The 25,991-nt window shown below is 42.7% G+C and carries 23 protein-coding genes; 18 read left to right on the top strand and 5 right to left on the bottom strand.

Annotated features, from left to right (window positions below; all coding sequences use genetic code 11):
• The first annotated feature begins 2 nt into the window (after positions 1-2).
• The 5 genes from Ami103574_RS09780 to Ami103574_RS09760 all read left to right on the top strand — a co-directional run bounded on the left by Ami103574_RS09780 (position 3) and on the right by Ami103574_RS09760 (position 6,600).
• Positions 3-1,100, top strand: a complete 1,098-nt coding sequence (locus Ami103574_RS09780) for a tetratricopeptide repeat-containing glycosyltransferase (RefSeq protein ID WP_163066850.1) — start codon at positions 3-5, stop codon at positions 1,098-1,100.
• A gap of 244 nt (positions 1,101-1,344) precedes the next feature.
• On the top strand, positions 1,345-1,608 hold the full coding sequence (locus tag Ami103574_RS09775; RefSeq protein WP_163066849.1) for a DUF6870 family protein: 264 nt from the start codon (positions 1,345-1,347) through the stop codon (positions 1,606-1,608).
• 41 nt (positions 1,609-1,649) lie between these two features.
• Positions 1,650-3,311: a recombinase family protein gene (locus Ami103574_RS09770; protein WP_163066848.1), complete on the top strand. Its 1,662-nt coding sequence runs from the start codon at positions 1,650-1,652 to the stop codon at positions 3,309-3,311.
• Between the two features lie 6 nt (positions 3,312-3,317).
• Positions 3,318-4,979, top strand: a complete 1,662-nt coding sequence (locus Ami103574_RS09765; protein ID WP_163066847.1) for a recombinase family protein — start codon at positions 3,318-3,320, stop codon at positions 4,977-4,979.
• A gap of 4 nt (positions 4,980-4,983) precedes the next feature.
• Complete coding sequence (locus tag Ami103574_RS09760) at positions 4,984-6,600, top strand: recombinase family protein (RefSeq protein ID WP_163066846.1); 1,617 nt, start codon at positions 4,984-4,986, stop codon at positions 6,598-6,600.
• Positions 6,601-6,620: 20 nt separating this feature from the next.
• Here the strand turns inward: Ami103574_RS09760 and Ami103574_RS09755 are convergent, their stop codons facing one another.
• Positions 6,621-7,277 (bottom strand): hypothetical protein, encoded by a 657-nt coding sequence (locus tag Ami103574_RS09755; protein ID WP_163066845.1) that lies wholly within the window; start codon positions 7,275-7,277, stop codon positions 6,621-6,623.
• A gap of 117 nt (positions 7,278-7,394) precedes the next feature.
• Between Ami103574_RS09755 and Ami103574_RS09750 the strand changes: the two genes are divergently transcribed.
• The 3 genes from Ami103574_RS09750 (at position 7,395) to Ami103574_RS09740 (ending at position 9,566) form a co-directional block, all read left to right on the top strand.
• Positions 7,395-8,009 carry a C1q-like domain-containing protein gene (locus tag Ami103574_RS09750; RefSeq protein ID WP_163066844.1) on the top strand — a complete coding sequence of 205 codons (615 nt, stop codon included), beginning with the start codon at positions 7,395-7,397 and terminating at the stop codon, positions 8,007-8,009.
• A 233-nt stretch (positions 8,010-8,242) separates the two neighbouring features.
• Positions 8,243-8,611, top strand: a complete 369-nt coding sequence (locus Ami103574_RS09745; protein ID WP_163066843.1) for a VOC family protein — start codon at positions 8,243-8,245, stop codon at positions 8,609-8,611.
• Between the two features lie 115 nt (positions 8,612-8,726).
• On the top strand, positions 8,727-9,566 hold the full coding sequence (locus Ami103574_RS09740) for a GGDEF domain-containing protein (RefSeq protein WP_163066842.1): 840 nt from the start codon (positions 8,727-8,729) through the stop codon (positions 9,564-9,566).
• A gap of 180 nt (positions 9,567-9,746) precedes the next feature.
• On the opposite strand, the gene Ami103574_RS09735 is transcribed toward Ami103574_RS09740, so the two are convergent.
• From Ami103574_RS09735 to pepF, 3 genes are read right to left on the bottom strand one after another with little or no spacing between them, the layout of a single operon-like run.
• Positions 9,747-10,658 carry an RluA family pseudouridine synthase gene (locus Ami103574_RS09735; protein WP_163066841.1) on the bottom strand — a complete coding sequence of 304 codons (912 nt, stop codon included), beginning with the start codon at positions 10,656-10,658 and terminating at the stop codon, positions 9,747-9,749.
• Between the two features lie 40 nt (positions 10,659-10,698).
• Complete coding sequence (locus Ami103574_RS09730; protein ID WP_163066840.1) at positions 10,699-11,505, bottom strand: NAD(+)/NADH kinase; 807 nt, start codon at positions 11,503-11,505, stop codon at positions 10,699-10,701.
• Between the two features lie 2 nt (positions 11,506-11,507).
• The gene (pepF, locus tag Ami103574_RS09725) at positions 11,508-13,307 is read right to left on the bottom strand and encodes an oligoendopeptidase F (RefSeq protein ID WP_163066839.1); all 1,800 of its coding nucleotides are present in this window, start codon (positions 13,305-13,307) and stop codon (positions 11,508-11,510) included.
• A 281-nt stretch (positions 13,308-13,588) separates the two neighbouring features.
• On the opposite strand from pepF, the gene Ami103574_RS09720 reads away from it, so the two are divergent.
• From Ami103574_RS09720 to arcD, 6 genes are all read left to right on the top strand, one after another.
• The gene (locus Ami103574_RS09720) at positions 13,589-14,224 is read left to right on the top strand and encodes a hypothetical protein (protein WP_163066838.1); all 636 of its coding nucleotides are present in this window, start codon (positions 13,589-13,591) and stop codon (positions 14,222-14,224) included.
• Positions 14,225-14,287: 63 nt separating this feature from the next.
• Positions 14,288-14,494, top strand: coding sequence for a hypothetical protein (locus tag Ami103574_RS09715; protein WP_163066837.1), 207 nt, complete (start codon positions 14,288-14,290; stop codon positions 14,492-14,494).
• Positions 14,495-14,695: 201 nt separating this feature from the next.
• Complete coding sequence (gene rarD / locus Ami103574_RS09710) at positions 14,696-15,601, top strand: EamA family transporter RarD (RefSeq protein ID WP_163066836.1); 906 nt, start codon at positions 14,696-14,698, stop codon at positions 15,599-15,601.
• Entirely contained in the window at positions 15,585-16,706 is a 1,122-nt protein-coding gene (locus Ami103574_RS09705; RefSeq protein WP_163066835.1) for a YkvI family membrane protein, read from the top strand. The genes rarD and Ami103574_RS09705 overlap by 17 nt, the downstream gene beginning before the upstream one ends.
• On the top strand, positions 16,703-17,737 hold the full coding sequence (locus Ami103574_RS09700) for a homoserine dehydrogenase (protein ID WP_163066834.1): 1,035 nt from the start codon (positions 16,703-16,705) through the stop codon (positions 17,735-17,737). The genes Ami103574_RS09705 and Ami103574_RS09700 overlap by 4 nt, the downstream gene beginning before the upstream one ends.
• 217 nt (positions 17,738-17,954) lie before the next feature.
• Positions 17,955-19,364 carry an arginine-ornithine antiporter gene (gene arcD, locus Ami103574_RS09695; RefSeq protein ID WP_163066833.1) on the top strand — a complete coding sequence of 470 codons (1,410 nt, stop codon included), beginning with the start codon at positions 17,955-17,957 and terminating at the stop codon, positions 19,362-19,364.
• A gap of 104 nt (positions 19,365-19,468) precedes the next feature.
• Here the strand turns inward: arcD and Ami103574_RS09690 are convergent, their stop codons facing one another.
• A complete protein-coding gene (locus Ami103574_RS09690) occupies positions 19,469-20,629 on the bottom strand; it encodes a PucR family transcriptional regulator (protein ID WP_163066832.1) in 1,161 nt (386 codons plus the stop codon).
• Positions 20,630-21,207: 578 nt separating this feature from the next.
• On the opposite strand from Ami103574_RS09690, the gene arcA reads away from it, so the two are divergent.
• From arcA to Ami103574_RS09670, 4 genes are all read left to right on the top strand, one after another.
• Positions 21,208-22,431 (top strand): arginine deiminase, encoded by a 1,224-nt coding sequence (arcA, locus tag Ami103574_RS09685; RefSeq protein ID WP_163066831.1) that lies wholly within the window; start codon positions 21,208-21,210, stop codon positions 22,429-22,431.
• Positions 22,432-22,575: 144 nt separating this feature from the next.
• Positions 22,576-23,580 (top strand): ornithine carbamoyltransferase, encoded by a 1,005-nt coding sequence (argF, locus tag Ami103574_RS09680; RefSeq protein WP_163066830.1) that lies wholly within the window; start codon positions 22,576-22,578, stop codon positions 23,578-23,580.
• Positions 23,581-23,598: 18 nt separating this feature from the next.
• Positions 23,599-24,552 (top strand): carbamate kinase, encoded by a 954-nt coding sequence (arcC, locus tag Ami103574_RS09675; RefSeq protein ID WP_163066829.1) that lies wholly within the window; start codon positions 23,599-23,601, stop codon positions 24,550-24,552.
• Between the two features lie 98 nt (positions 24,553-24,650).
• A complete protein-coding gene (locus Ami103574_RS09670) occupies positions 24,651-25,895 on the top strand; it encodes a helix-turn-helix transcriptional regulator (protein ID WP_163066828.1) in 1,245 nt (414 codons plus the stop codon).
• Positions 25,896-25,991 lie beyond the last annotated feature (96 nt).

Genomic DNA, 25,991 nt, shown 5'->3' with positions numbered 1-25,991 from the left:
TTATGCAAAAATTAAAAATTTGTGTGTATGCAATATGCAAAAACGAGGAAAAATTTGTAGATTCATGGGTTGAATCCATGAAGGAAGCCGACTTAATTGTTGTTACGGATACCGGGTCAACGGATGGGACCGTTGAGAGGTTAAAGTCTCACGGAGTCATGGTTTTCGAAGAAAATATATCGCCATGGCGATTTGACGTGGCCCGAAATTTATCTCTTGCGCATGTGCCAGATGATGTTGATATATGCGTTTGTACGGATTTAGATGAACGCTTTATTCCTGGCTGGAGAGTGAAACTAGAATCTGCTTGGCAAAAGAGTGAAAATAAGGGTCCAGTAAGCAGAACAGGAAGATATATATATAATTGGAGTTTAAAAGAAGATGGCAGTCCTGATATCCAATTTCATTATTTTAAAGTTCATGAACGATCCGGATTCAGGTGGAAGTGTCCGGTCCATGAATACGTTGAGTATGTGGGCAAAGCACCATTGGAGAAAATTTTTATTGAAGGAATGGTGCTAAATCACTATCCAGATGCCAGTAAATCCCGTAGTTCATACTTGCCTCTCTTGGAACTGGCGGTTAAAGAAGACAGCAAAGATAATCGGATGAGATATTATTTGGGCAGAGAATATATGTATGCTGCTCAATGGGAAAACTGTATTACAACATTAAACGAATACTTGCAAATGCCTTCTTCAAACTGGAAAGATGAACGGTGTGCAGCCGTGCGTTGGATCGCTAAAAGCTTTCAGCAGTTAGGCCGTATATCCGATGCTTATTGTTGGTATTTTAATGCTATTGCTGAGCAGCCTGAGATGCGGGACCCATTTGTTGAATTTGCGCGGCTTTGCATGTTACAGAAAGATTGGGCCATGGCATACTTCCTTGCGAAAGAGGCCTTGAAAATTACAGAGAAATCTAGTACTTTTGTTAATATGGGGTATTCTTGGGATTATACACCTGATGATATTTGTGCCATTTCAGCTTTTTATATGGGAATTTTTGCCGAAGCAAAAACTCATGCTGAAGCCGCATTGCAATTTAGCCCTACAGATGAACGCTTACTAAATAATTTGAGATTATGTAGTAAATCATAGTTATTTTCTAGCTTGCAGCCACTTCTAATCCGAAAGTCAGAAACGATAAGTATGTTGTAGCATACATGTCGCTTGGGGCTTTCGGATTATTATTTTAAGGCCCAATCTATATCTGCCATAAAATGAATTGCAAATGGGAGAGATCCTACTTGGTTAAAGGCGGAAAAGATGTACATTGAATAGGACAATCGACCGTTTTCATATATTCATATAAGAAATTTATTTATATGAATGGAGGAAGATCATGGAAGATTTTGATGTAACACAGATGAATTTAGAAGATTTACGGCAAGTAGACATTCGAACGGTGAACCCGGATTCGTTGGTGGATATTAATGATATAAAGATTAACACAAATCTGCCTAGAGAAGAGCGAATAGTGGATTTTATCCGGCAAATAGGTAATCCATATTGTTTCAGGTGTGGAAAGGTTGTTGTTAAAATCAGTTTTAAGGATACCGATGTCACCATGGAGGAGCGGATGGAAAATCTTTTAAGGATGATATGATTCGATTTGCTTCTTGATTTTTCCCTGAGGGAGGGCTCCTTATGCCAGCAAATGCGGCGACAATAATGTATAATGCGGTGGCTTATCTGCGCCTATCTAAAGAAGACGGCGATAAGACAGAAAGCGACAGCATTTCTAATCAAAGAGATTTAATAAGCAATTTTGTAAAGGCTATGCCTGAAATCCGTCTTTGTTCCGAGCGAATTGATGACGGATTTAGTGGTGTTGACTTCAGTCGGCCCGCCTTCAAATTGATGATGGAGGATGTAAAGGCGGAACGTATCAACTGTATCATTGTCAAGGATTTGTCCCGTTTTGGCAGAAACTATATTGAAGCAGGCCGTTATATTGAGCGGATATTTCCTTTTTTAAATGTACGCTTTATTGCAATCACCGATGGGTATGACAGTGCAAAAGAAAGAACACAGGCCGACGAGCTTATTATCCCGTTCAAGAACCTAGTAAACGATGCATATTGCAGGGATATTTCCGTTAAAATTAGGAGTCAGCTTGATGTAAAACGTAAAAAAGGTCAATTTATCGGCGCCTTTGCTGTATATGGTTATTTGAAATCAGAAGAAGACAAAAATCAACTCATCATCGATCCCTATGCGGCAAAGATTGTACGGGATATTTTCGCCTGGAAGCTAGATGGATTGAGTCAGCAAGGAATTGCTGACAGGCTGAATGAAATCAGCGAGCCATCCCCTTTGGAGTATAAACGGTTGTTAGGCCTTCATTTTACTACCAGCTTTCAGGTCAATCCTAAGGCGAAATGGACTGCCGTAGCAATTGGTCGTATTTTGAAAAATCCCATCTATGCCGGTCATCTTGTGCAGGGAAAGGAAAGCACACCCAACTACAAGATTAAACAACGATTTATAAAGCCGGAGCATAAATGGATTCGGGTGGAAAACACCCATGAGCCGATTATCTTGCAAGAAGTGTTTGATACGGTAAATCGTGTACTTGCACTGGATACCCGTATCCCTCCAGCCGAAGAAAGGGTTTATCCGTTTTCTGGCCTGATTTTCTGTGCGGATTGTAAAAGCAGCATGGTACGAAAGACGGTGCCCGCAGGCAGTAAAAAGTATGCCTATTATTGTTGTTCAAAGAATAAAGCAGGAAAAGGCTGTACGACGCATTGTATCAGTGAAAAGGCATTGGAAAAAGTAGTTCTGCAAACACTACAGAATCATATTGCATCGATCCTTAATATGGAACGAATGCTTCTTTATATAGAAGAGCTTCCTATGAAGCAGGAAGAAATCCGCAAAATTAACACCCAACTGCTGATGAAGAAAGAAGAGCTTGAAAAGTATAAAGCTCTCAGAGTATCCCTTTATGAGGATTGGAAAAGCGCAATAATCGATGCCGATGAATATAGGGAATTCAAGGATATTTATGAAAAAAGGTGTGCGGAAGCGGAGAAAGCTGCACAGCGGCTGAAAGAGGAGATTCCTCTGATTGATATGGGTAAGGGAGAAAACCATGTTTGGCTTGAAGCCTTCAAACAAAACCAAAATATCACCGAGCTATCTCGAAAAGTCCTGGTTTCTTTGATTGAGCGAATTAATGTCTATGTGGGCAGCCGGGTAGAAATCCAGTTCTGGTATCCCGATGAATATGAACAAGCCTCCCTGTCTGCTCAGAACGTCAACGGACTAATTGCTGACCCGCCTTTGGCCCTAGACAAGAGGTGATGTAAGATGGCGCGAATAAGCAGAAAAGCGAAAGCCATGCCGGTCCAGATTCTGCCTGAACAGATATGGGATACCTGCATTTATGGGCGGCTATCTTTTGAAGATGACCGAAAAAAGGAAAGCGATTCGATTGGCAATCAGATTGCGATGTTAGAACATTATATAGGGGAAAGACCTGATTTGAAACTTATATCTGTCTTTAAAGATGTTAATCAGACCGGTACAAACTTCCAGCGTTCCGGCTTCAAAGAAATGATGGAGGCGATAAAGTGTGGCAAGATTAACTGTATTGTGGTCAAAGATTTATCCCGTTTTGGAAGGAACTACATTGAAGCAGGCACCTATTTGGAAAAAATATTACCGTTTTTGAACGTTCGCTTTATTTCCGTAAATGACAATTACGACAGCTTACATCCGGCTGTCCAGGACGAAGAGTATGGTATTCCGCTGAAAAACCTGATTCATGACATGTATGCCAGGGATATATCTCAAAAGATAAAAGCTGGACTTGCCGTCAAGAGAGGAAAAGGCGAGTTTACCGGCGGGATTGCACCCTACGGTTATTTAAAGGGAGATGGGGGAAAGTTGCTTATTGATGAGCAGATAGCCCCTATTGTGCGGGACCTGTTTCAATGGGCTAAGGACGGTATGAGCGTTAGTTGTATTGCACAAAAGCTCAATGAAGCAGGGATATCTTCCCCAAGTCAGTATCGCTACACAAAAGGTATCTTAAAAAGTGAGCGCTATGCCGAGGTGCGGTATTGGTATAAAAATACCGTTCGCCGAATTCTATCTAATCCAGTTTATCTTGGACACATGGTGCAGGGAAAAACAACATCGGACTTATGGGGGAATGGAGGCGGCATAGACATACCGCAGGAGCAGTGGGTAGAAATCAAAAATACCCACGAACCACTGGTTGATGAAGAAACGTTTCTAGCTGTGAGGCAAATCAAACAAGAACGATGGCAGTGCAGCAAAGATAAAATCGTACCACAGGGCTCAAATCTCTTGAAAGGGCGTGTTTTTTGTGGTGATTGCAAGCGGAGTATGAAGCGGCGAAAAATATCCAAGGCAGAGGGCACAGCAGGATATTCCTTTACTTGTGCCACCTATGAGGACATTTGCAGGCATGATTGCAAGAAAAAGAGGATAGAGGAGTCGGAGTTGAGGGACCTTCTTTATACGGCGATCTATAAGCAGCTGGAATTGGCTGTTGACATGGAAGGGATGATATTGACGCTCCAAACAGAGGGGCGTGTCAGCCAGCAGGAAAGGGAACTTGACCATGAGATTTATGAAACGAAGAAGAAGCTGTCTAAATTAGCGGTGCTTAGAAGTTCTTTATATGCGGACTATCAGCAAAAGCGCCTTGATGAAAAAGACTATCTTTTGATAAAATCCAAGTACGGCCATGATGTAAGCGTGTTGAGCCGCCGCCTTGATGTATTATCCAGGCAAAAGTGCAGAGCTGATAGCGAGAGCGCCTCAAAAGTTCCATGGCTTGCGGGCATAAAGAAATGGGATCAGAACAACCTGATGACAGAGAAAATAATTTCTGAGCTCATCGAACGAATCGAACTTTTCAGTGATCAAGCCGTATCTATCTGCTTCAACTATAGGGATGAATTGGAAGATTTACTCCAGCCTAACGAAACGAAGGGGTGAGGATATGAGTAAAGAGCTTCTGGCGCGTTACATTCGGCTATCCAAAGAAGATGCAAAAACTGGTGAAAGTAACAGTATCAGCAATCAGCGGGAACTGATCAAAGCCTTTGTGGAAGAATCTTTCGACCTTTCACAGTATGAAATGGTTGAGTTCTGTGATGACGGGTATAGCGGCACAAATTTTGAGCGTCCAGGGATAAAGTTATTATTTGAAGAAGTACGCAAGGGGAATATCCGCTGTATCATTGTCAAAGACCTTTCCCGTTTTGGCAGAAATTATATTGAGATGGGGGACTATCTGGAGCAAATTTTTCCTTTTTTAGGGGTTCGATTCATTTCGGTAAATGACCGATTTGACAGCAGCCATTTTGATGGCACGACAGGTGGGCTGGGGATAGGCTTCAAGAATTTAAGTTATGCGTTGTACAGCAAAGATTTGTCACAAAAGGTGCGAAGTGCAAGAAAAACACGAATGGAGAATGGCGAATTTATCAGCAGTCATGCACCTTATGGCTATGCAAAATCTTTATCAAATCGCAAGCAGCTTGTAGTTGACGAAAACGCTGCCGACGTTGTACGTCGTATTTTTACCATGGCGGAGGCGGGTAAAAATGCCGTCCAAATTGCCGTCCACCTGAATAACGAAAAGATTCCAACCCCATCTGCTTATAAACAGCTCGTGGGTTGCAATCATAAGTGTAATATAATCGGAAATGCAAACTATTGGCTAAATACTACTGTTTTGACTATCCTTCGGGATGAACGCTATACAGGAAAAATGGTAAGCGGCAAAAACTACAGTCCTGTTGTTGGATGCAAGCATAGTAAACGCACGCCTAAAAGTGAGTGGATTATTGTTCCAGGCACCCACGAAGCTATTATTTCGGAAGAGTTGTTTGCTTTCGTTCAAGAGAGTCTCGTTACTCCGGTTAGGAGGAAAACAGAACCACATGTGTCCAGACCACTGATGGGTAAATTGAAGTGCGGTGTTTGCAAGCATGCCATGAGAAGAAGCAATAGCGATACCTCCATGGGCTATTATTACTGTGAAAGCCATCGGTATATAACCGACAGCAATTGTACAAAGGAGCGAGTTGTTGAAAGGGATTTGATACAGCATGTTTTAGCCATGATACATATACAGATAGGAATTTTTGTGGATATGGAACAACGCTTTGGCCCAGTGAGGGGGCAAGAGCATCATGATATCTTTGCTCTGACGGAGCAGCTTAAGCAACACCAAGCTGCTCTCGCTAAAGGGGGAGCAGCTAAAATCAGGGCCTATGAAAAATACAGAGAGGGTATTTTGAATCGAGACAATTACATACGCTTAAAGGCGGATATTCGCAGGCAGTTAGCGAAAACAGAGACTCAAATCGCAGAGCTTGAAACAGCTCTGCGTGTCAGCTATGCTGAAAGCCATCCGCCGTATGCCATCCTTGAAGAGGCCAAGGGCTGTGAAGGGGTTACGGAACTTTCAAAAGAAATAGCAGATGAACTAATCGATAGCCTTTATGTCTATGGAAGTGGAGTGATTGAAATTGTATGGAACTATGCGGATGAGTATGAGAAGGCTGCTCAAGCGGTGAAACAAGGAGCACGTATAAGTGATGGCGGGTAATAAATCAATTATTGCCTGCGCTAGTTGGACTCTTCAGAAAGTTGGCTGTTAATATCCTCAGTAGTAAAATCGTACCAGATGGCATCTTTTTTCTTGTCTTGAGCAGCTATAAAATCATCATATTCGCTGGCTGTAACCGGTTGGTCCTTTACAAAATAGGATTCAGCGGGAACGTTTTGTTTAGCGTATGCTAAATTATCATATTCATAATTCTCTGAGGTGAATTGAAGTTTAGCGTATCCATTGTCAGCTGCACCATTTGACCAGGTAAATGAACCATCCTCTTTTAGGGCGTACAAACCTCTGTAATTGAAATTATACCCATAGACTGTGCCCTGGCTGTAATATAGTACCTCAACCGAATCAGGGTATGGAGCGTCGTTGGCCAAGCCATATTGTATAACTACTTCGGGTATCTCGTCACCATTTAAATCTAAGACAGTAAAATTCAAGAACTTAAAGGTTTCGGAGCCATTATCAAGAAGTTGATCCAGATACATGGTCTTTGCACCATCCTCTGCGGAAGATGCAGTAAATTCCGTTTTGTTTTCCAATACCTCTTTATATGCTGAAAGAGCATTTTGAGGGGCTTGATCCGTATCAAATGACGATATTGCACAGCTGGTCATGCTCCCCATGAACAAACCAACTAAAACCAAAAATACTAATTTTTTCATGTGATATTCTCCTAACGTTTTATAATTTTATTATTTCCTTTATATCTAGAAAACGATGTAAATTATCAGCAAATTTTTATTTATCAACGATATCCCGTAACAGGTTGTTTTCCATTAATGTGTATAATTGAGCATATCATATCTTGCCGTAAAATGCCACCAACTTTTAGTCCTGTCTTGACACCGGCAGGAGCAGCAGGACCGGCAGGGCCACAGGGAGATCCAGGAGTGCCGGGACCGGCAGGTCCGCAAGGAGATCCAGGACCGGCGGGAATTCAAGGTCCGACCGGAGATACCGGTCCAACCGGTCCGCCGAGTACCTTGGCCGGTATTCAGGTTCAATTGAATGAAGCTGCTTTTGTTCAAATTGCAGATGGAGATCCCGTTTTATTTAACCAGACTCTATTCAATGAAACAGCCAATATAACCTATGCCCCAGCTACCGGGATTTTTACCATCAGCGAACCAGGTATCTATTACTTTTCTTGGTGGCTTGCAGTAGATGGAGCAGCTGCCGCAACTACAATTGCTTTTGAATTAAATGGCAGCAACGGAACCAGCGTATACAGTGCTTCCGCTTTTGTTACGGAATTAATGGCGGGAAATGCGTTAGTAAATGTAGCTGCCGCGCCAGTTACCTTTAGTCTGCTGAATCGTTGCGGCGATACGGCGTTTATTCCAGACTTAGTAGCACAGGGAGCCATGTCTATTATGCACTTGGAAAATGTATAATACTTCGAGGACAGAAATTTCATTTAAAAACAAAATTTAAAAATTATACAAATGCCGCAGGGTTAAAGTTGGATCATGAATCAGCAGATTACTGATTTCCAGCAAGCCGATCCTGCGGCTTTTGACTTGTTCTGCTCTTTATTGTTCATCCTGGTTCTTGTTGAAATGCAGTCCATGTGGTAAAATAGATAAGGATAAAATTAACTTATGTGAAATAAATAGGGAGGAACAGGATGAAGTGGAATTGGGTCACTTTTCAGGTGAATAATTTAGAAAGAAGCATACAGTTTTATACGGAAGCATTAAAATTTGAAGTGGCGTCTAGATTTGGAAGCGACGACCATCAGATTGTTATGCTGGGTAAGGCGGATGAACCAAAGCTGGAACTCATATGGGAGAAAGAAAAGCAACTGCAGGGACTCGGCAGAGGTGTTTCCATAGGTTTTGAAATGGATGAATTGGATCAACTGGTACAGTCCCTTAAGGGACAAGGCCACTCCGTAGAAGGGCCAATAGCACCGAACCCTCACATTCGTTTCTTTTTTGTAGAGGATCCGGATGGTTATCGGATTCAGCTGGTGGAGCAGAAGCTTTCTAAGTAGGCTGATTAGATTTTTTACAATCGGGGGATCTTTTAATGATACCTATCAAAATGTGTTATTTTAACAATTATTTAAAAAGAGCCCGGAAGCTACTTGGAAAGTCAGGTGATATTACATGACAAGAGAAGAGATTTATAATTTAGTAAATGAGGTTTCAAAGGTATTCGATGTGGTGCGCCTGGTAAATGTATCCGATACAAAGGAGCTGGTGATGAATGGTGCTGGTCAGATTTCAGAGAGCGACCACCGCTGTTATGCCACTTGGAATAAAGAGATGCGTTGTGAAAATTGCATTTCTGCCAAGGCTTATATAAGCAAGTCTCGGCTATCAAAATTTGAATTTATCGATGATGAAGCCTATCATGTGGTATCTATGTATGTAGAAGTGGAACAGGCTCCTTATATTCTAGAGATGGTCTCCAAGTTTTCCGATGACACACTGTTTGGAGCCTATGGAAAAAGTGAATTCGTACAGACCATATCGAACTTTAATCAAAAGCTTTATATTGATCCGTTGACCAACACCTATAATCGGCGTTATTATGAAGAACAGATGGCCGGACTGACGGGTATTGACTGCCTGGCAATGATTGATTTAGATAATTTTAAGACGATTAATGACTCCTTTGGTCATACTACAGGCGATGCTGTTCTTCGCCGGGCAGCTGATATTTTTCTTGCTCATATACGAAATACGGACTCCGTTGTCCGCTATGGGGGAGATGAAATGCTCATTCTTTTTCGCCATATATCTCCGGAAGATTGTGAAGACTTGTTGGAGCAGATTCGCATGGCTGTATGCAAGGCCACCTTTGAAGACTATCCGAATCTCGCATTATCCGTTAGCATTGGCGGCTTTTATTGCGGTGGAAGCAGATGCAATACGATTGATGAAGCGGACAAGCTCCTTTATTTGGCGAAGAGAGAGCGAAACAAGCTACAGTTCAGCCAGTAGGAACTGGGAAAAGTACTTGCTTTTATTGACTAATTAAATAGAAATACATATAAAAAAGGTGTTGCAGTCTTGAAAGGCCTCTTTCACAAAGAAAGGGCGTTCAAGGTGTGCAGCACCTCTTTTTTTTATCCGAGCAAAGAAAATCTTATCAGATGTGGGGCGGTTCGCCTTCAGCGAGAATTAACGCACTGCCTCTTTCAGCTTGTCTAGTACTGCCTGCATGTCAGGCGGCAAAGGGGCTTCCACCTCCATCGGTTGTCTGGTAACCGGGTGGCGGAAGGCGAGAAAACGGGCATGAAGGGCCTGACGTTCTATAAGCCAGGGATTTTCACCGCCGTAAAGTTCATCGCCCAGTACGGGATGTCCTATGTGAGACATATGTACCCGTATCTGATGGGTTCGGCCGGTTTCCAGCAACAGCTCCACCAGCGTGTAGCCCGGCTCGTAGCGTTCCAGCACCTTATAGTGGGTGACAGAAGGCTGACCACCTTCCACAACCCCTCGTGCCACTCGTTCTGGATCAGGACGACCCAGAGGAGCGTCAATGGTGCCTGTATCCTCTTTGACCAGGCCTCTGACGATGGCCACATATCGCTTCGTTACTTGATTGGCTTTCATCTGTTTGGTGAAGTCATCCTGGCTATGGGAGTTCTTCGCCACCACCAGCAGGCCGGAGGTGTTCATATCCAGTCGGTTGATAAAGCGGATTTTAAAACTCTGATGGGTGTCCAACATGTATTGGGCGATGCCGTTAGCCATGGTGTGCAGAGGGTGTCCTTTGGTCGGATGTACCACATAACCCGGCTGCTTGTTCAGAATCAGCAGGTCGCTGTCTTCAAAGACCGGGCAGACGGGAATGGGCTCTGGTATGAAACTGCTCTGCTCTTGGGGGAGCATTACGGTAATCACGTCTCCCGGACTGGCGGGAAGATACATTTTGACGGATTGGCCGTTGATAAATACCAGGTCATTTTGCTTTAATTTTGTCATCAGACGGCTGGAAAACGTAAAGCGGCTGCGGACTAATGTTTTATAGGGCGTGCCGGCATCCTCTTCCTTGACGATATATTCAAATTTGTTTGTGCTGCTCATAGTACCTCTTTTTTAACTTGTATATATGCTCGATTATTTTTTATAAAAATTTACTCTTTACCTTCGTCCAGAAGTCATAGGTCTCAAAGCGCAGCAGGTTGACAATCTTGTGGGAAAATTCTACGGTGATATGGTCGATATCGTTGTAGGTATATTCCAAATGATCGGTGGTTATCTTGATGCCATGCTTGGTTTCGTAGTCTGGTATGATGCCCAGGGACAAGTCCGAAGGCAGCAGGATGCTGGAGGTAAAGGAGCGGTAGGCTGTGGTGTTCATGGGGGCAATCGGCGTAAGCTGCATGAGCTTTAGCCGGGGATCTACAATGGCGCCTCCCAAGGAATAATTGTAGGAGGTGCTGCCTGCCGGAGTGGACACCAGGATGCCATCGCCGCTGAACCGCTCAATGAAGCTTCCGCCGATGGAAATGTTCAGGTGGACGGAGCGGCACAGTTCTCCACGGATGACAATTTCGTTGAGACCAGTGTGTTCAAAACACTGGTTGTCTTTCGTGGTGACAATCGCCTTTACGGTAGAATAGGTTTGCAGACGGTACTTTCCTGTCTTATAGTGAAAAATAAAGTCGGCCAGCTGATTCGGATTGATTTCTTGGAAGAAACCCAGATGGCCTGTATTGATGCCAATGAAAGGAATTTCCGGAAAATCAAACTTATGTATTCCCTCTAAAAAGGCCCCGTCACCGCCGATACAGACAATTAGCTCTGAGTCCCCCTCCAGGGACTCAGAGACTATAAAACCGCTGACCTCTAACTTTTTAGCTAAAAGCTTCTTCGTTTTCAGAGAGGCGGGTGTATCGTTGGTGTGTATGGTGATGACACGGTTTTTCATATCTATACCAAGCTTTCAAATTCATCCACTAATTCTTTAAAAGTCTTCATAGCCAGTTCGATTGGTTCTGGTGTACTCATATCCACTCCGGCAATCTTCAGCAGTTCAATCGGGTAGTTTGATTCGCCAGTCTTCAAGAATTCAATGTAGTTGTGTACCGCTGTCTTTCCTTCATGAAGAATTTTGTTGGAAATAGCTGTGGCGGCCGAATATCCCGTAGCGTACTTATACACGTAAAAAGCGTTATAGAAGTGAGGGATTCTGGCCCATTCGTAGCGAATATACTCATCATCGCCCATGGCTTCTCCAAAATACTTCTTGTTAAGCGCTTCGTACTGATCGCACAGCCATTCGGCGGTGAGCACATCACCACGTTCCACGGCTTCATGGGTCAGCAGTTCAAATTCAGCGAACATGGTCTGCCGGAACAAGGTGGTGCGGAATTCTTCGATGTGGAGGTTCAGCAGGTATTTCCGCATATTGATGTCCGTTTCCTTTTGCAGCAGGTGCTGCATCAGCAGGGATTCATTTACTGTGGATGCCACTTCTGCGGTAAAGATAGAGTGTCCGCCGTAAATAAACGGCTGAGTTTCCCGGGTATAGGCCGAGTGCATAGAATGACCCATCTCATGAACGATGGTGAAGACATCCTTCAGCCGCTCCGAGTAATTCAGCAGGATAAAAGGCATGCTGTCGTAGCTGCCAAAGCTGTAAGCACCACTGGTTTTGCCTTCATTTTCGTAGACATCGATCCAGCCCTCCTGGATTCCTTTGTTCATTCGGGCCAAGTAGTCTGGACCTAAAGGTGACAGCCCTTCCCGCATGATGTCCAGGGCCTCTTCATAAGAAACAGCCTTTTCCGGTATTTCGATAAGAGGTACGTAGACATCCCACATGTTTAGCTGTTCAACGCCCAGAAGCTTTTTCCGCAGCTCTGTGTAGCGATGCATGGTGGGCAGGTTCTTATTCACCACGTCAATTAGATTGTGATAGACCTCTTTTTGGATGTTGTCGCTGGACAGGGCCGATGCTAGAGTAGAATCGTATCGGCGGATTCTGGCGCTGATGACATCGGTCTTGGTATTGTAGTTGTAGGTAGTGGCAATGGTATTAATCTGCTTTTTGTAAGCATCATACATGCGATCAAAGGCATCCTTGCGGACTCTTCTGTCGTAAGATTCCAGGAAGTTGATATATCTGCCGTGAGTTACTTCCACTTCATCGCCATCTTGGTCGGCGATAGTACCAAACTTGATGTCTGCATTATTTAGCATGGTAAAAATATCGTTGGTAGCAGAGGTTACTTCACTCATCTGAGCCAAAATATTCTCTTCTGCTTTTGAGAGCACATGAGCCTTCTCCCGAAGAATATCCAGAACCAGGTATTCGTAAATCTTCAATTCTGGCTCTTCTTGGATGAATCCCAAAAGCTTTTCTTCTGGTAGTTCCAAGATTTCAGGAGTGAAAAAGGACATGGAAGAAGAGGCCTTGGCCAGCAAAGCGTGGCACTTGTCGGCAAGGGCCTGATATTTCGTCACTCGATTGTCTTCATCGCGCTTCATGCGGGCGTATACATATACTTTTTCCGCCACCTGCCAAATTTTATCCTTTTCCTGGAAGGCTTCCAGCAGTATGCCAGCACTTTCACCCAGCCGACCGGAATACTTGGCGTATTCGTCGGACATCTGCATGACCGCGTTGTAGTCTTTGTCCCAGTCGGCTTCATTGGGATACATGCTTTCAATGTTCCACTTATATTTTCTGTCGATTTGATCTCTTGTCTTTGTTTTTTTATCGCTCATTTGAACCTCCATATTTATAATATATCTATAAAAACTGCAAGCATAAATAAATGCAGTTTCTATTTACATATCCCTTATAATTGTTTAATATAATATGTATTACATAACGGCACCTCCATAAAATTTGTTTGCTTCGCTGCTATTTTGCCATAAAGCGTCTTCAAAATTTTGGGCAAAAATGGGAAGCCGTATATTAATAACTGGAATCATTATACCACAATACCATACCATAAGTATGAATCTAAATGTATTTTTTTAAACATTAAAGTGAGGGAACCGGAGTGAGTTACAACGAATTATTAGAATTACTGGACATCGAAAGTCCAGAGGAATTTCAGTATTTTGAACATTTTGCTGATTTGATGGAGTGGGACGGGCATCTTTCCTATGATGCGCTGTTTGAGTTGATGTCCAAGGTGGACAAAGGCGTGCTGGCTGACCTCATAGAAAATTATTTTGATGAGGTTTCGGAAGGGCTGCCAGATGACGGTACAGAGGCTTTTACCTTTTTAAAAAATGTCAGCCTTTCCCTGCGGGGGATGCTAAAGCTCATCAGCTCCGAAGAAGATGACGAGGCCATGCGGACGCTGGTGGGTTTCATTGAGGAATTAGACCGGTTTCGGAACTGGTACGTCCGGGACAGTCGTATTCAGTGTGCTCGCAAGAAGGATGGGGCATTGAAGGATGCGACTTTCTTTGAGGCATTGGTTCTGTCCCGGGTGGAGAAACTTCACGAAGAGGAATACGCTTATGGCTTTGACGAGGGATTAGATTATCAACTGGAGGAGTACGTAGTGCCTTTCAGTGAAGTCCTTCCAGAGGAAGAAGAAGAAGAGGGTTATATCGAAGAAGATTTGGAAGCAGATCCTCAGTCCCAGTACAGAAGCGGCCTAGACCAGGATGAATACGACTTTTAGCACACATTTCAGCTGGCCTGCATATGATGATTAATAACATTATCATACATATGGAGGTGCATTATGGGCGACGGGAATTTTTGTGAAAAGGATTGTTTCAAGGACTGCAACTGCAGAGACCGGTGTGAAGACAAGTGTTTTGATGAGTGTTGCTGCAACAATAACGACTGCGGCGGCTCTGGGCACATCATCCTGATTTTGGTGGTGCTCTACTTACTGTTCTGCAACAATAACGGTAAAGGCGGCGGACTGTTCGGCGGACTATTTTAGTCAGGGGAACGGAGGCCTATGCTAAAGGCTGATGAGAAAATCCCTTTGGATAGAATAGCCCAGGCTGTCACATAAGCAGAAAACAGGGTTGAATGGCCCTGTTTTTTTGTGGAATGAAGAATTGTAAAAGCAGACTGTTGATGATAGAATGGAAAAGCGTGAATATCTCACCAAAAAGTAGAAAAAAGGAACGGAACTAAAATGGACATACAAGATGAAAAGAAAAAATACAAGATTGGTATGAGTTGTGCACTGGGCTGTGCTATCTTATGGGGATTCTTGCCGATTTACTGGAAGGCGTTGAAGCCCATCGACTCCATGGTCATCATCTATTACCGAATATTTTTTGTCGGGTTGACCACTTTTTTAGCCGCCTATAAAATGTACGGGCGGGAAAAGCTGTTAGCCCCCTTGAAAAATAAAAAGATGCTGCCGATGCTAATTCTGGCAGGGATATTGATTTCTGCTAATTGGAGCATATACATATGGGCAGTCAATGCCAATTATGTCATACAGACCTGTATTGGTTATTATATTGAGCCTTTGATGGTCTGCGTTTTTGGTATGGTGCTGTTCAAAGAAAAGGTGGATCGATATAAATTGATTGCACTCTGCTTTGCTTTGGCAGGGGTAGCGGTTATTCTCCTGCATTTTAAAGAGATGCCAGCTATTGCTTTGAGCTTGGCGCTAACCTTTGCCACCTATGCCGCTATCAAGAAGCGATACCAAATGGAAGCCCTGATCGCTCTTTTTTATGAGACGATATTTTTAACGCCTCTAGCCTTCGTACTCATCATCTACGCTGAAATGAACAACAAAGGGGCTTTTAGTGTTGCAGAACCTTATCAGTTGGGTATGTTGGCCTTTGTGGGCATCGTCACAGCCATGCCCCTAGCGCTGTTTGCGATGGCAGCCAACCGGATTTCCATGGTATCACTGGGAATCACAGAATATCTGTCTCCCTCCATCTCCCTGGTCATCGGCATTTTCCTCTTTCAGGAGCCCTTTGATCAAATTCAATTTTCGGCCTTCGCCATCATCTGGATTGGTTTGGCCTTCTTTACCTACGGTGAAATAAAGGAGTCGAAACATGGAAGAGAATCATAAGCTGGGAATTTTAAGTGTAGCCCTGATGTACGTCGGCACTATTATGGGGGCAGGATTTGCATCGGGCCGAGAAATATGGCAGTTCTTCTGCGTTTTTGAAGAAAAGGGTTACATCGGCATCTTTGTCATCGGTGCCCTCTTCCTGACGATTGGTCTGATGACCAGTCACATCGCCAGGACGTTGAATACCAACGATATGGGTAAGGTAATCGTTCCGGGCAACAATGAAAAGCTGGTGGAATTTGTAGGATATTTTATGGCGCTGATGTTGTTTACGGTGCTGATTACCATGTCTTCGGCGGGCGGTGCCCTCTTCCATCAGCAGCTGGGGCAGAGCCGCATTCTGGGGGGAGCAGTCATCATCTGTCTGGTCATCCTGACGGTTATCGGCGGCTTTGAGCGGGTAGCCAAGGTTTTTCGCTTTATTATGCCGGTTTTGGTGGTTGTGGTGGTGTCAGTATGCTTGATGGTCATCTTTATGGATTTACCCCAAGGAGAAGAACAGGCTGAATTGGTTATCAGCCCGCTGACGCCAAACTGGTTCGTATCAGCGATGCAATATATTTCCTATAATGTGTTGGCGCTGGTACCTATTGTAGCGACTGCTTCGGTAAATGCCAAAAGCCGTAAGCACGCCCTGCTGGGTACCGCTTTGGGGGCAGTGTTTCTGGGACTTTTAGCCTTTGTGCTAGGAAAGGCGCTTTTTACAGATATGGGATTTTCTCAGGCGATGGATATGCCTATGTTGGCCTATTCCGCCAAGATTTCCAAAGGCGTCAATCTGGTTTACACGGGTGTATTGATTTTTGCCATCTACGCTTCCGCCACCAGCAATTACTATGGGTTTACTACCAAAATGAAAACACAGAAGCACCGGAAACTAAAAATAGTTATTATCGCTTGGCTTGGCTTTCTGTGTGGACTTATTGGCTTTACTAACGTCATTTCCTTTATGTTTCCCATTGAGGGGTTCATGGGTTTTGCCATCATTGCCATGGTAGTGGTGAATTTTTTCCAAGTAATAAGAAACAGTCGGAAAGAAGCTGCGTTGGCAGCTGAAAATACAGAAGAATCCTCGGAGGATTCCATGGGAGGTACCATATGAGAACATTAAAACTGGCGCTTTTAGGATTTGGCAACGCAGGCAGAGCTTTTGCAAAAATTTTAGAAGATAAGAGGCCCGCTATTCGAGAAACCATGGGTTGGGACATTCTGGTCACGGGGATAACCACCGGTTCCAGGGGGAGTCTGTATGCAGCGGAAGGGCTGGACTTACAGAAAGCCTGGTCTGAGCTGGAGGAGAAGGGGCATTTTGAGCAGAGCAACAGAGCATACAGCACCATGACTTCCTTGGAGCTGGTGGAAACAGGGGAGTATGACGTCATTGTAGAGATGACTCCCTTGAACATTTTTACGGGAGAGCCGGCCTCAGAACACTTGAGAAAAGCCATGGAACGGAAGAAGCATGCGGTAACCGCCAATAAAGGGCCTATTGCCTGGCATTACAAGGAATTAAAGGCCCTAGCAGAGAAGCAGGGAGTCCAGTTTTATTATGAGACCACTGTTATGGACGGAACGCCTATCTTTAACTTAAAAGATGAGACGTTAAGATTTTGTCAGGTTACAGAGGTCAGCGGTATTTTAAATACCACCACTAATTTTGTGCTGGAGGAGCTGGCCAAAGGCAAGGCCTATGAGGATGTCCTTCAGGAAGGAAAGAAGCTGGGATTTGTAGAGGCGGACCCGTCCATGGATATAGAGGGCTGGGATGCAGCGGCCAAGGTCACTGCCCTGCTCAATGTGCTTATGGAGGCCGATATCACTCCGGATCAGGTGGAACGAACAGGGATTGAGCACATAACCATAGAGGATATCAAAGCAGCCGAGGAGAACGGAAAAGTTATCAAGCTGCTCTGCCAGGGAACGCTGGAAGCAGGCCAGGTAAAAGCTTCCGTACAGCCTACGCTGGTGGAGAAGGGCAGTCTGCTAGCTGCTGTAGAGGGGACTTCTTCTGTAGTGCAGATTACCACGGATTTGATGGGCAAGCTGACCATTATTGAGCACGATCCCGATCTGGTTCAGACTGGTTATGGCGTATTTAGCGATGTGCTCAGAGTAGTAAAAAATTTTGTATAAATTAATTGAAATTTATAGCTAAAAAGAGACCTTCTTTATTTATGGAGGTCTCTTTTTTACGAGATATTAGCCTAACTCGCAGAAAAAATCTGACAGAAAAATACAAAAAAACCTCTGACATAGGAAGTCCAAAAAAATTTACTCTCATATATAATAACAATGGAATAATTGATTGTTTTAAATTACAAAACTAAAGAAAGAGAGGACAGTATTATTTATGTCAGACAATTCAAAAAAACTTGGAGTAGTAGCCTTAGTTGCTATGGTTATAAGTTCTTCGATAGGAAGTGGAATCTTTGGTATTTCCTCAGATATGGCAGAGAGCTCCAGTCCCGGAGCAGCAATCGTTGCATGGCTGATTGTAGGCTTAGGAATTCTTATGTTATGTTTATCCCTGACAAATCTGATTGCGAAAAGACCTGAGTTAAGTGGGGTATTCAGTTATGCGGAGGCTGGTTTTGGGCCTTTTGGAGGCTTTATTAGCGGATGGGGATATTGGCTTTCTGCGTGGTTGGGAAATGTAGCTTTTGCAACCATGATGATGAGTGCTGTTGGCTATTTTGTTCCGGCACTAAAAGGCGGTCAGAATCTTTTATCTATTATAATCGCCAGTGTTATCCTATGGTTCATGTGTTTCCTGGTGAATAAAGGAATCGAAAGTGCTGCATTTATTAACATTATTGTTACAGTGTGTAAAATTGTTCCTTTGTTTATCTTTACAGTAATTGCCATCGTATCCTTTAAGGCTGATGTGTTTACCGCTAATTTCTGGGGTACGATGTCAGGAAACTTTGAGATGAAAAGTGTTTTTAGTCAGATTCAGAACAGCATGATGGTATTGATGTGGGTATTCGTAGGTATTGAAGGGGCAGCAATGATGGCAGACCGTGCAGAGACAAAGTCTGTTGCGGCAAAATCCACCGTGCTTGGCTTAATCGGATTGCTGATTATTTACATTTTAATCTCCCTGCTGCCGTATGGCTTGATGGACAGAGAAACCATCGTTCAGTTTGGTCAGCCTTCTATGGGGTATATTTTGAAAGAGATTGTAGGACCATGGGGAGCTGCCATGATTAATATTGGATTGATTATTTCCATATTTGGGTGTTGGCTGTCATGGACGATGCTCCCGGCAGAAACAACCTTACTTATGGCAAAACAGAATCTTTTACCTAAAAAATTTGGTAAAGTAAACAGTGCCAATTCACCGACCTATTCCTTAGTATTTATGACCGTCTTAACACAGCTGTTTGTTTTTACGCTGTTGTTTACAGAGAAAGCCTATAATTTCGCTTATTCCCTTTGTACAGCGGCTATCTTCGTAACCTGGATTCTGGTAACCATGTATCAGGTGAAGCTTTCTTATCAGAGACATGAAGCATTACAGTTGATTATAGGTCTTTTAGGTTGTATCTTCTTTGCCTGGGCTATTTATGCCTCTGGACTGGAATACTTCTTACTTTGTTTCACGGTATACATTCTTGGCATATATTTCTATGCTAAAGCAAGAAAAGAAAATGGCTGTGAAAAAACATTCAACAAAAAAGAGCTGATTGTTGCAGGACTTATTGTTGTGGGAGCTATATTCTCTATATACTTACTTGTTACCGGGCAGATCGCCATGTAATGAAATCCTTAAAATAACAGCAAATAATAAAAAACTAGAGGCTGTCGTAGTAGCATTTCAGGAATAGCTAGTATGACAGCCTTTAGTTTTTTTGTACACGAAAATTAAATATCTGAACGGCTGGAAAGAAGGTACAATTTAACACAGATGTATAGCTGAGCGTAAAAGTCATTGTCATTAAGGTCTGTTATTTCACGAATCTTTTTTATCCGATAACGGATTGTATTCGGATGTTGATAGAGATCTTTGGCAGTTTTTGCATATTCACCATTGTTTTTGATAAAAATAATCAGCGTGTCCCATAAATTGGACTTGAAGCTTTTATCATATTCGTTGATTTTATAGATTAATTCTTGACAGTCTTTCGTAATGATCGAATCATTTAATAGAGGGGCTATCCATTTGTATACACCGATATCCCTATAATATGTAATATTGGCATGATTCATCTGTCCCACCTGATTGGCCCATATGGCCATTTTAATGGCAATGTGAAAATCGCAGTAAGAACTTTTTTGTTCGCTGATGCCGATGTAAAATAATGAAGAGTCTAGCTTAATAGAATTCAGAAGCGTATTAAAAACTGAAACGTCAACTGGGGCGGCAGAGGGTGAGGTTTGTATAATCAGCATGCCTGCCTGATATTTTATATAAGAATAGTGGGCTGAAATCGCTGAATTGTAATTTTTATAGAATAGCTCATAAAAATGCGAAGTAAATTCGATATTGGACTTTTCATCTTTAGGAGTAATGAAAGCAGCGGTTACATGAGGAAAAAATAATGGATTAATCTGCTTTACAACATGCTGCATGAGCTCCGGAGAACTGACCGTGTGAACTAGCTTATTGATATGATTTTCGTTTATTAAAAAATGCTGCTTTAATTTTAGAAAATTACTAACACATAAAATCAAATCTTCCATGTAAACTTCATTAAATGTAAAAATAGGCACTTGCTTTTCCTCTGCATATTTTTTTATTTCCAGAGGAACATCTTCAAAAAAAACAGTTTTTATGGCAATGCCGGCGATTCTCCGATTAATGACGTTTCGCAGGGCGGGCACAATCGATTCCGGGTCATTGACAGCAAAAAACAGGGATGTGAGAATAAAGTCCCCCGGGTTGAATACATGGTAAGAATTATTAACACTTTCATATTCAAGGATGACTACATTGCTTAACTGCTGATTCAATCCATTTTCACCAGCAATTAATTTAAAACTTTGAAATAAAGGCATTTTCAATAATTCTCTGATTTGTATCAATTTTATCACCTCGTGCTACTTGAAGGTCGCTTTTTAACGATAATACTATAACAAAATTTAATGAATTTATTATAACATGAATTACTATGGACTTTATAGGGCAAGTTGTAAAAAGTGAAAATAGATATATTTTTTTTTGGACATAAATATATAACTAAGTAATTGCAATGGATTCAGATTGATTATATAATTTAATTAAAAGATTGAGAAAATTAAGAAAAGAACTTGAGGGACAAATAATTAAAAACATTATGTATATTTAGATATAGTCCCATTGGTTATTTAATCATTAAATCAAATTAATATGAGGATGAGTGGCAGTTTCATCGAATTCCGCAATTGTAGCAGTAAATATAAATATAAATATGAATCAAGTAAAATAGGAAGGAAAAATACAAAATATTTGAGTTTTATGTTCACACATGTATAACCAATTTTAGGTATGATGAGTGTGTAATAAAAAATACATGCGCATGCTGGTATTATACTCTTCGTAGTTCTTTAATACTTAAATAAGGCTTCATAATTATTTAGGCATTAAAGAATAACTAAAAATTATTGATTTAGGAGGCTGCTTAATGGTAATTAATGTTAAAAGTGAAATTAGACCATTAAAGAAGGTATTGCTACATCGTCCTGGCAAGGAGCTGGAAAACTTGACTCCGGACACCTTGGACAGATTGCTATTCGATGATATTCCTTTCCTGGAGGTTGCACAACAGGAGCATGATGCTTTTGCTCAGCTGCTGCGGGACAATGGCGTGGAAGTGGTGTATCTGGAAGACTTGATGGCTGATGTACTGAATTTAAATGATGAAATCAGAGACCAGTTTTTGTACCAATGGATTAAAGAAGCCGGCGTGAGCACGAAGAAGTATATCAAGAAGGTATACGATTTCATGCTCCAATACAACGACAACAAGAAGGAAATGGTCTTAAAGTCTATGGAAGGTATTGTTCTGAGAGAAATCGATTGGCAGCCTACTGCTTCTTTGGTGGACTTGATGAGCACCCCAGACAAGTTGATTGTTGATCCGATGCCGAACTTGTACTTTACTCGCGATCCCTTTGCCTGCATAGGCAATGGTGTCAGCATCAACAAGATGTATTCCCAGACCCGAAACAGAGAAACCATTTACGGTGACTATATTTTCAAATATCATCCAGATTTCAAAGGACAGGTGGATTTGTTATATGACCGTGGGGACTTGAACCACATCGAAGGCGGTGACATCCTGAATCTAAATGATAAGGTGTTGGCTGTGGGGATTTCTCAGAGAACAGAGCCGGAGGCTATAGAAGCCTTGGCTAGAAATATCTTTGCTTGCGGCAATGCTACTATTGATACGGTTTTGGCTTTTGACATTCCGTCTACCAGAGCATTCATGCACTTAGATACAGTTTTCACACAGATTGATGTAGATAAGTTTACCATTCATCCAGCTATCTTAGGACCACTGGTGGTTTATGAGATTAAGCCTGGAAACAATAGTGATGATTTGACTGTCCGCAAGGTGGAAGGAACTTTAGAGTCCATCTTAGAGACATACCTAGGAGTGGAGAAGGTGACGTTGATTAAGTGCGGCGGCGAAGATTTGATTGCAGCACAGCGGGAACAGTGGAATGATGGTTCCAACACCTTGTGTATCGCTCCGGGCACGATTATTACCTATCAGAGAAATACCGTGACGAACAAGCTGCTGCGGGAGTATAATGTTAATGTATTGGAAATTCCAAGTGCAGAACTATCCAGAGGCAGAGGCGGCCCGCGTTGCATGAGCATGCCGCTAGTTCGCGAATAACTCAGAGATACCAATCTTTTGCAAAAAAATTATGAAACTGATTGAAAAAAGCAGAAGATTTTTGAAGCAACCCATTATAATTTCATATAAAATAAAAATAAGATAAATTAATCAAATGAAAAAGAGAAAAAGGAGAACAAAGAAATGGCAGTTAATCTTAAAGGAAGAAGCTTTTTAACACTAATGGATTTCACTCCCGAAGAAATCAGGTATTTGTTAGACCTGTCCCGCGACTTAAAAGCTAAGAAGCGTGCAGGCATCGAAGGAACTGCTTTAAAAGGAAAGAATATAGTTCTTCTCTTTGAAAAGACATCCACTAGAACAAGATGCGCTTTTGAAGTGGCTTGTCTGGATGAAGGCGGTAAAGTAACATTCCTGGATTCCAACAGTTCTCAGTTCGGTAAGAAAGAATCCGTAGAGGATTCTGCAAAGGTATTTGGCCGTTTCTATGATGGTATCGAATACAGAGGCTATGAACAGGCGTTAGTTGAAGAGTTGGCTAAGCATGCTGGTATTCCGGTATGGAATGGTCTGACAGACGTAGACCACCCAACTCAGATTCTTGCAGACCTGCTGACCATCGAAGAGCACGTTGCTAAGCCGCTGAACAAAGTAAAGGTTGTTTTCTGCGGAGATGTTAGAAACAACATGAGCTATGCTTGGATGTACGGCTGTGCCAAGATGGGTATGCACTTTGTTGCTTACGGACCGCAGGTTCTGATTGATGAAATCGACAAGGATATCTTGGCTAGCGTTAATGAAGTAGCTGCACAGACTGGTGCTACTATTGAGCTTTGCAGCACACCTGAGTGCGTAAAGGGTGCAGATGTTATCTACACAGACGTATGGGCATCCATGGGTGAAGAGGCACAGATTCCAGAAAAGGTTAAGATGCTGACTCCATACAAGGTAACAGAGGAAATGATGGCTGCAACAGAGAATGAGGACGTAATCTTCTTACACTGCCTGCCTTCATTCCACGACTTTGAAACTAAGATGGCTAAGACTCAGAAAGACGAAGGCTATGACATCCGCGAAGTGACTGACGAAGTGTTCAGAAGCAGAAATTCCAAGGTATTTGATGAAGCAGAAAATCGCATGCACACAATCAAGGCCGTTATGGTTGCTACCATCGGCAGACAGAACTAATAGAGAAGGAGAACTTGGATGGAAAAGAGCTTAGGTAAATTAGTAATCGCTCTGGGCGGAAATGCATTGCAGTCCGGAAAAGGACCAGCGACAGCAGAGGCTCAGTTGGATGTGGTAAAGAAAACTTGTGAACATATTGCAGAAATTAGCTGCCAGGGTTATGAAATTGCCGTAGTACACGGCAATGGACCACAGGTAGGACGGATTCTGCAGGCTTATGAAACAGCTAAAGAGGTTACGCCGGTTATGCCTTTTGACGTTTGCGGCGCCATGTCTCAGGGCTACATTGGCTATCACATTCAGCAGTGCTTAAAGTACGCTATGAACCGGAGAAACAGAAATATTCCAGTTGTAACCTTGGTTACTCAGATGATTGTAGACGAAGCAGACCCGGGATTCAAGAATCCTACCAAGCCAATCGGTCAGTTCTATACAGAAGATGAAGCAAATGTACTGGCAAAAGAAAAGAACTATGTGATGAAGGAAGATGCCGGCAGAGGCTTCCGCAGAGTAGTGGCATCTCCTATTCCAAAGCGTATTGTGGAAATTGATGCGGTGAAAAAGCTGTGGGATTCCACTATCGTAGTAACTTGCGGCGGCGGCGGTGTTCCAGTAGTTCAAAAGGACAGCGGTGTTTTGGAAGGCGTAGCTGCAGTTATCGACAAAGACTTTGCAGCAGAACTTTTGGCTGAGCAGGTAGAGGCTGATTGCCTAATGATCCTTACCGAAGTAGAAAAGGTAGCGATTAACTACAATAAACCGAACCAGGAAAATTTAAGCTCTATGACTCTGGAGGAAGCTTCCAGATATGTAGAAGAGGGACAGTTCGCACCAGGCAGCATGTTGCCAAAAGTGCAGGCGGCGATGAAGTTTGTACGGGCAAATCCGTCCAAGAAAGCAATCATCACCTCTCTGGATAAATCCATAGAGGCGCTGGAAGGAAAGACCGGAACCGTTCTTACTTTCGCATAACCCTTGTTATCCAGAAATGTATTATAAAGTGTCCCGTTCTGACTACAGCTCAGGACGGGATATTTTCCGTTTTTCCATTTTAAGAAAGGAAGAATACCATGCAGCAAATTACCAAATTTCAGTCACAATATTGCTCTAATCTGGATATCAAGCGAATTTGCTCCTTTGATTATGAGCTGATTGACGGCAAGACGCATGCCTTGTACCATCAAAGCCCGCGCTTCCTCTATGTGCGAAAGGGAAAGGCTAAGTTCATGGTGGATACGGAACTTTACGAAGTAGGAAAGAACTGTCTGGTGTCCATTCTTCCATGGGATTGTACTGAGGTAATTGAAGTAGAAGAGCCTTTGCAGTATGAAATTATCAAGTATAACTATGAGGTAGTAGCCAATATGCTTCATGCTATCGTAGTGGAAAATGCGGAAGAGCTGCCTGTTTTAAAAAAGCTGGAGGAAACCCCCGTCATTGTTTTGCCAGAGGCGGCGATAAAGGAGATGGATATCCTCTTTTCTAAAATCAGAGAAGAAGCGGGTATTGAATCCGTTATGGAAAAGACGGAATATGAAAATTATCATGAGATTCAGGTTTGCACTTTAGTAGCGCAGATTATCACGGCCTTTTGCCGGGAGATTGATAGGAGCCGGGTGATTCCCAAAGTGCTGGCAGAAACCGGAGACCCTCGTGCGCTGATTCTTCGCTATATCTACATGCACTTGAGCAACAAGATAACCTTGGATAAGTTGTCCAAGCAGTTCTACATGAGCAAATCCTCCATCAGCAAGTACATTATGGAAAAGACTGGTCTGTCTTTCAATGAGCTGCTCAACGAAATGCGGGTGACCAAAACCATCAACTACTTACTATATACAGATTTTACGCTGGAGGAGCTGGCTTCTATTGTTGGTTATGTAGATGCGGCGCATATCTCTAAGGTGTTTTCAGCCAGAATGGATGACAAGATCGGCCATTACCGGAAGACTTATGGCAAGGCCCTCCACGCAGGGAAGATTAGAGAGAAGAGGCAAGAATACAAGATTGTGGAATACATCCTGCGGAATTTCTCGGAGGATTTGACAGCCCAGTCCGTGGCGGAGCACTTTCAGATTTCTTTGATGGAGTTGAACCGTTCTTTGCTCATGCAGGTAGAAAAGAATTTTTATGATTTTCTCAACTTAACAAGAATAAATAAAGCCTCGGAATATCTGATTGAGACAGATATGGAAATTACGGACATTGCCATCGGGGTGGGGTATAATACCGTAAAGACTTTTCGGCGGAACTTTGTTCAACTGCGGCATATGACTCCGAGCCAATTTCGCAGCAAGGTCAGCCTACAGGAATAGAAGGGCTGGAAAAAAGAAAGATGGAAAAAGAAAAAAACGCTGGGAGACACTTCCAGCGTTTTTCGATTGGTTTTAATTCTCAATCTATGGGTTTAA

It is taken from the genome of Aminipila butyrica (genome assembly GCF_010669305.1).
In the GTDB taxonomy this organism is placed as follows: Bacteria; Bacillota; Clostridia; order Peptostreptococcales; family Anaerovoracaceae; genus Aminipila; species Aminipila butyrica.
The sequence above is the reverse complement of the archived record's forward strand: the minus strand, read 5'-3'. Positions and strand labels throughout refer to the sequence as shown.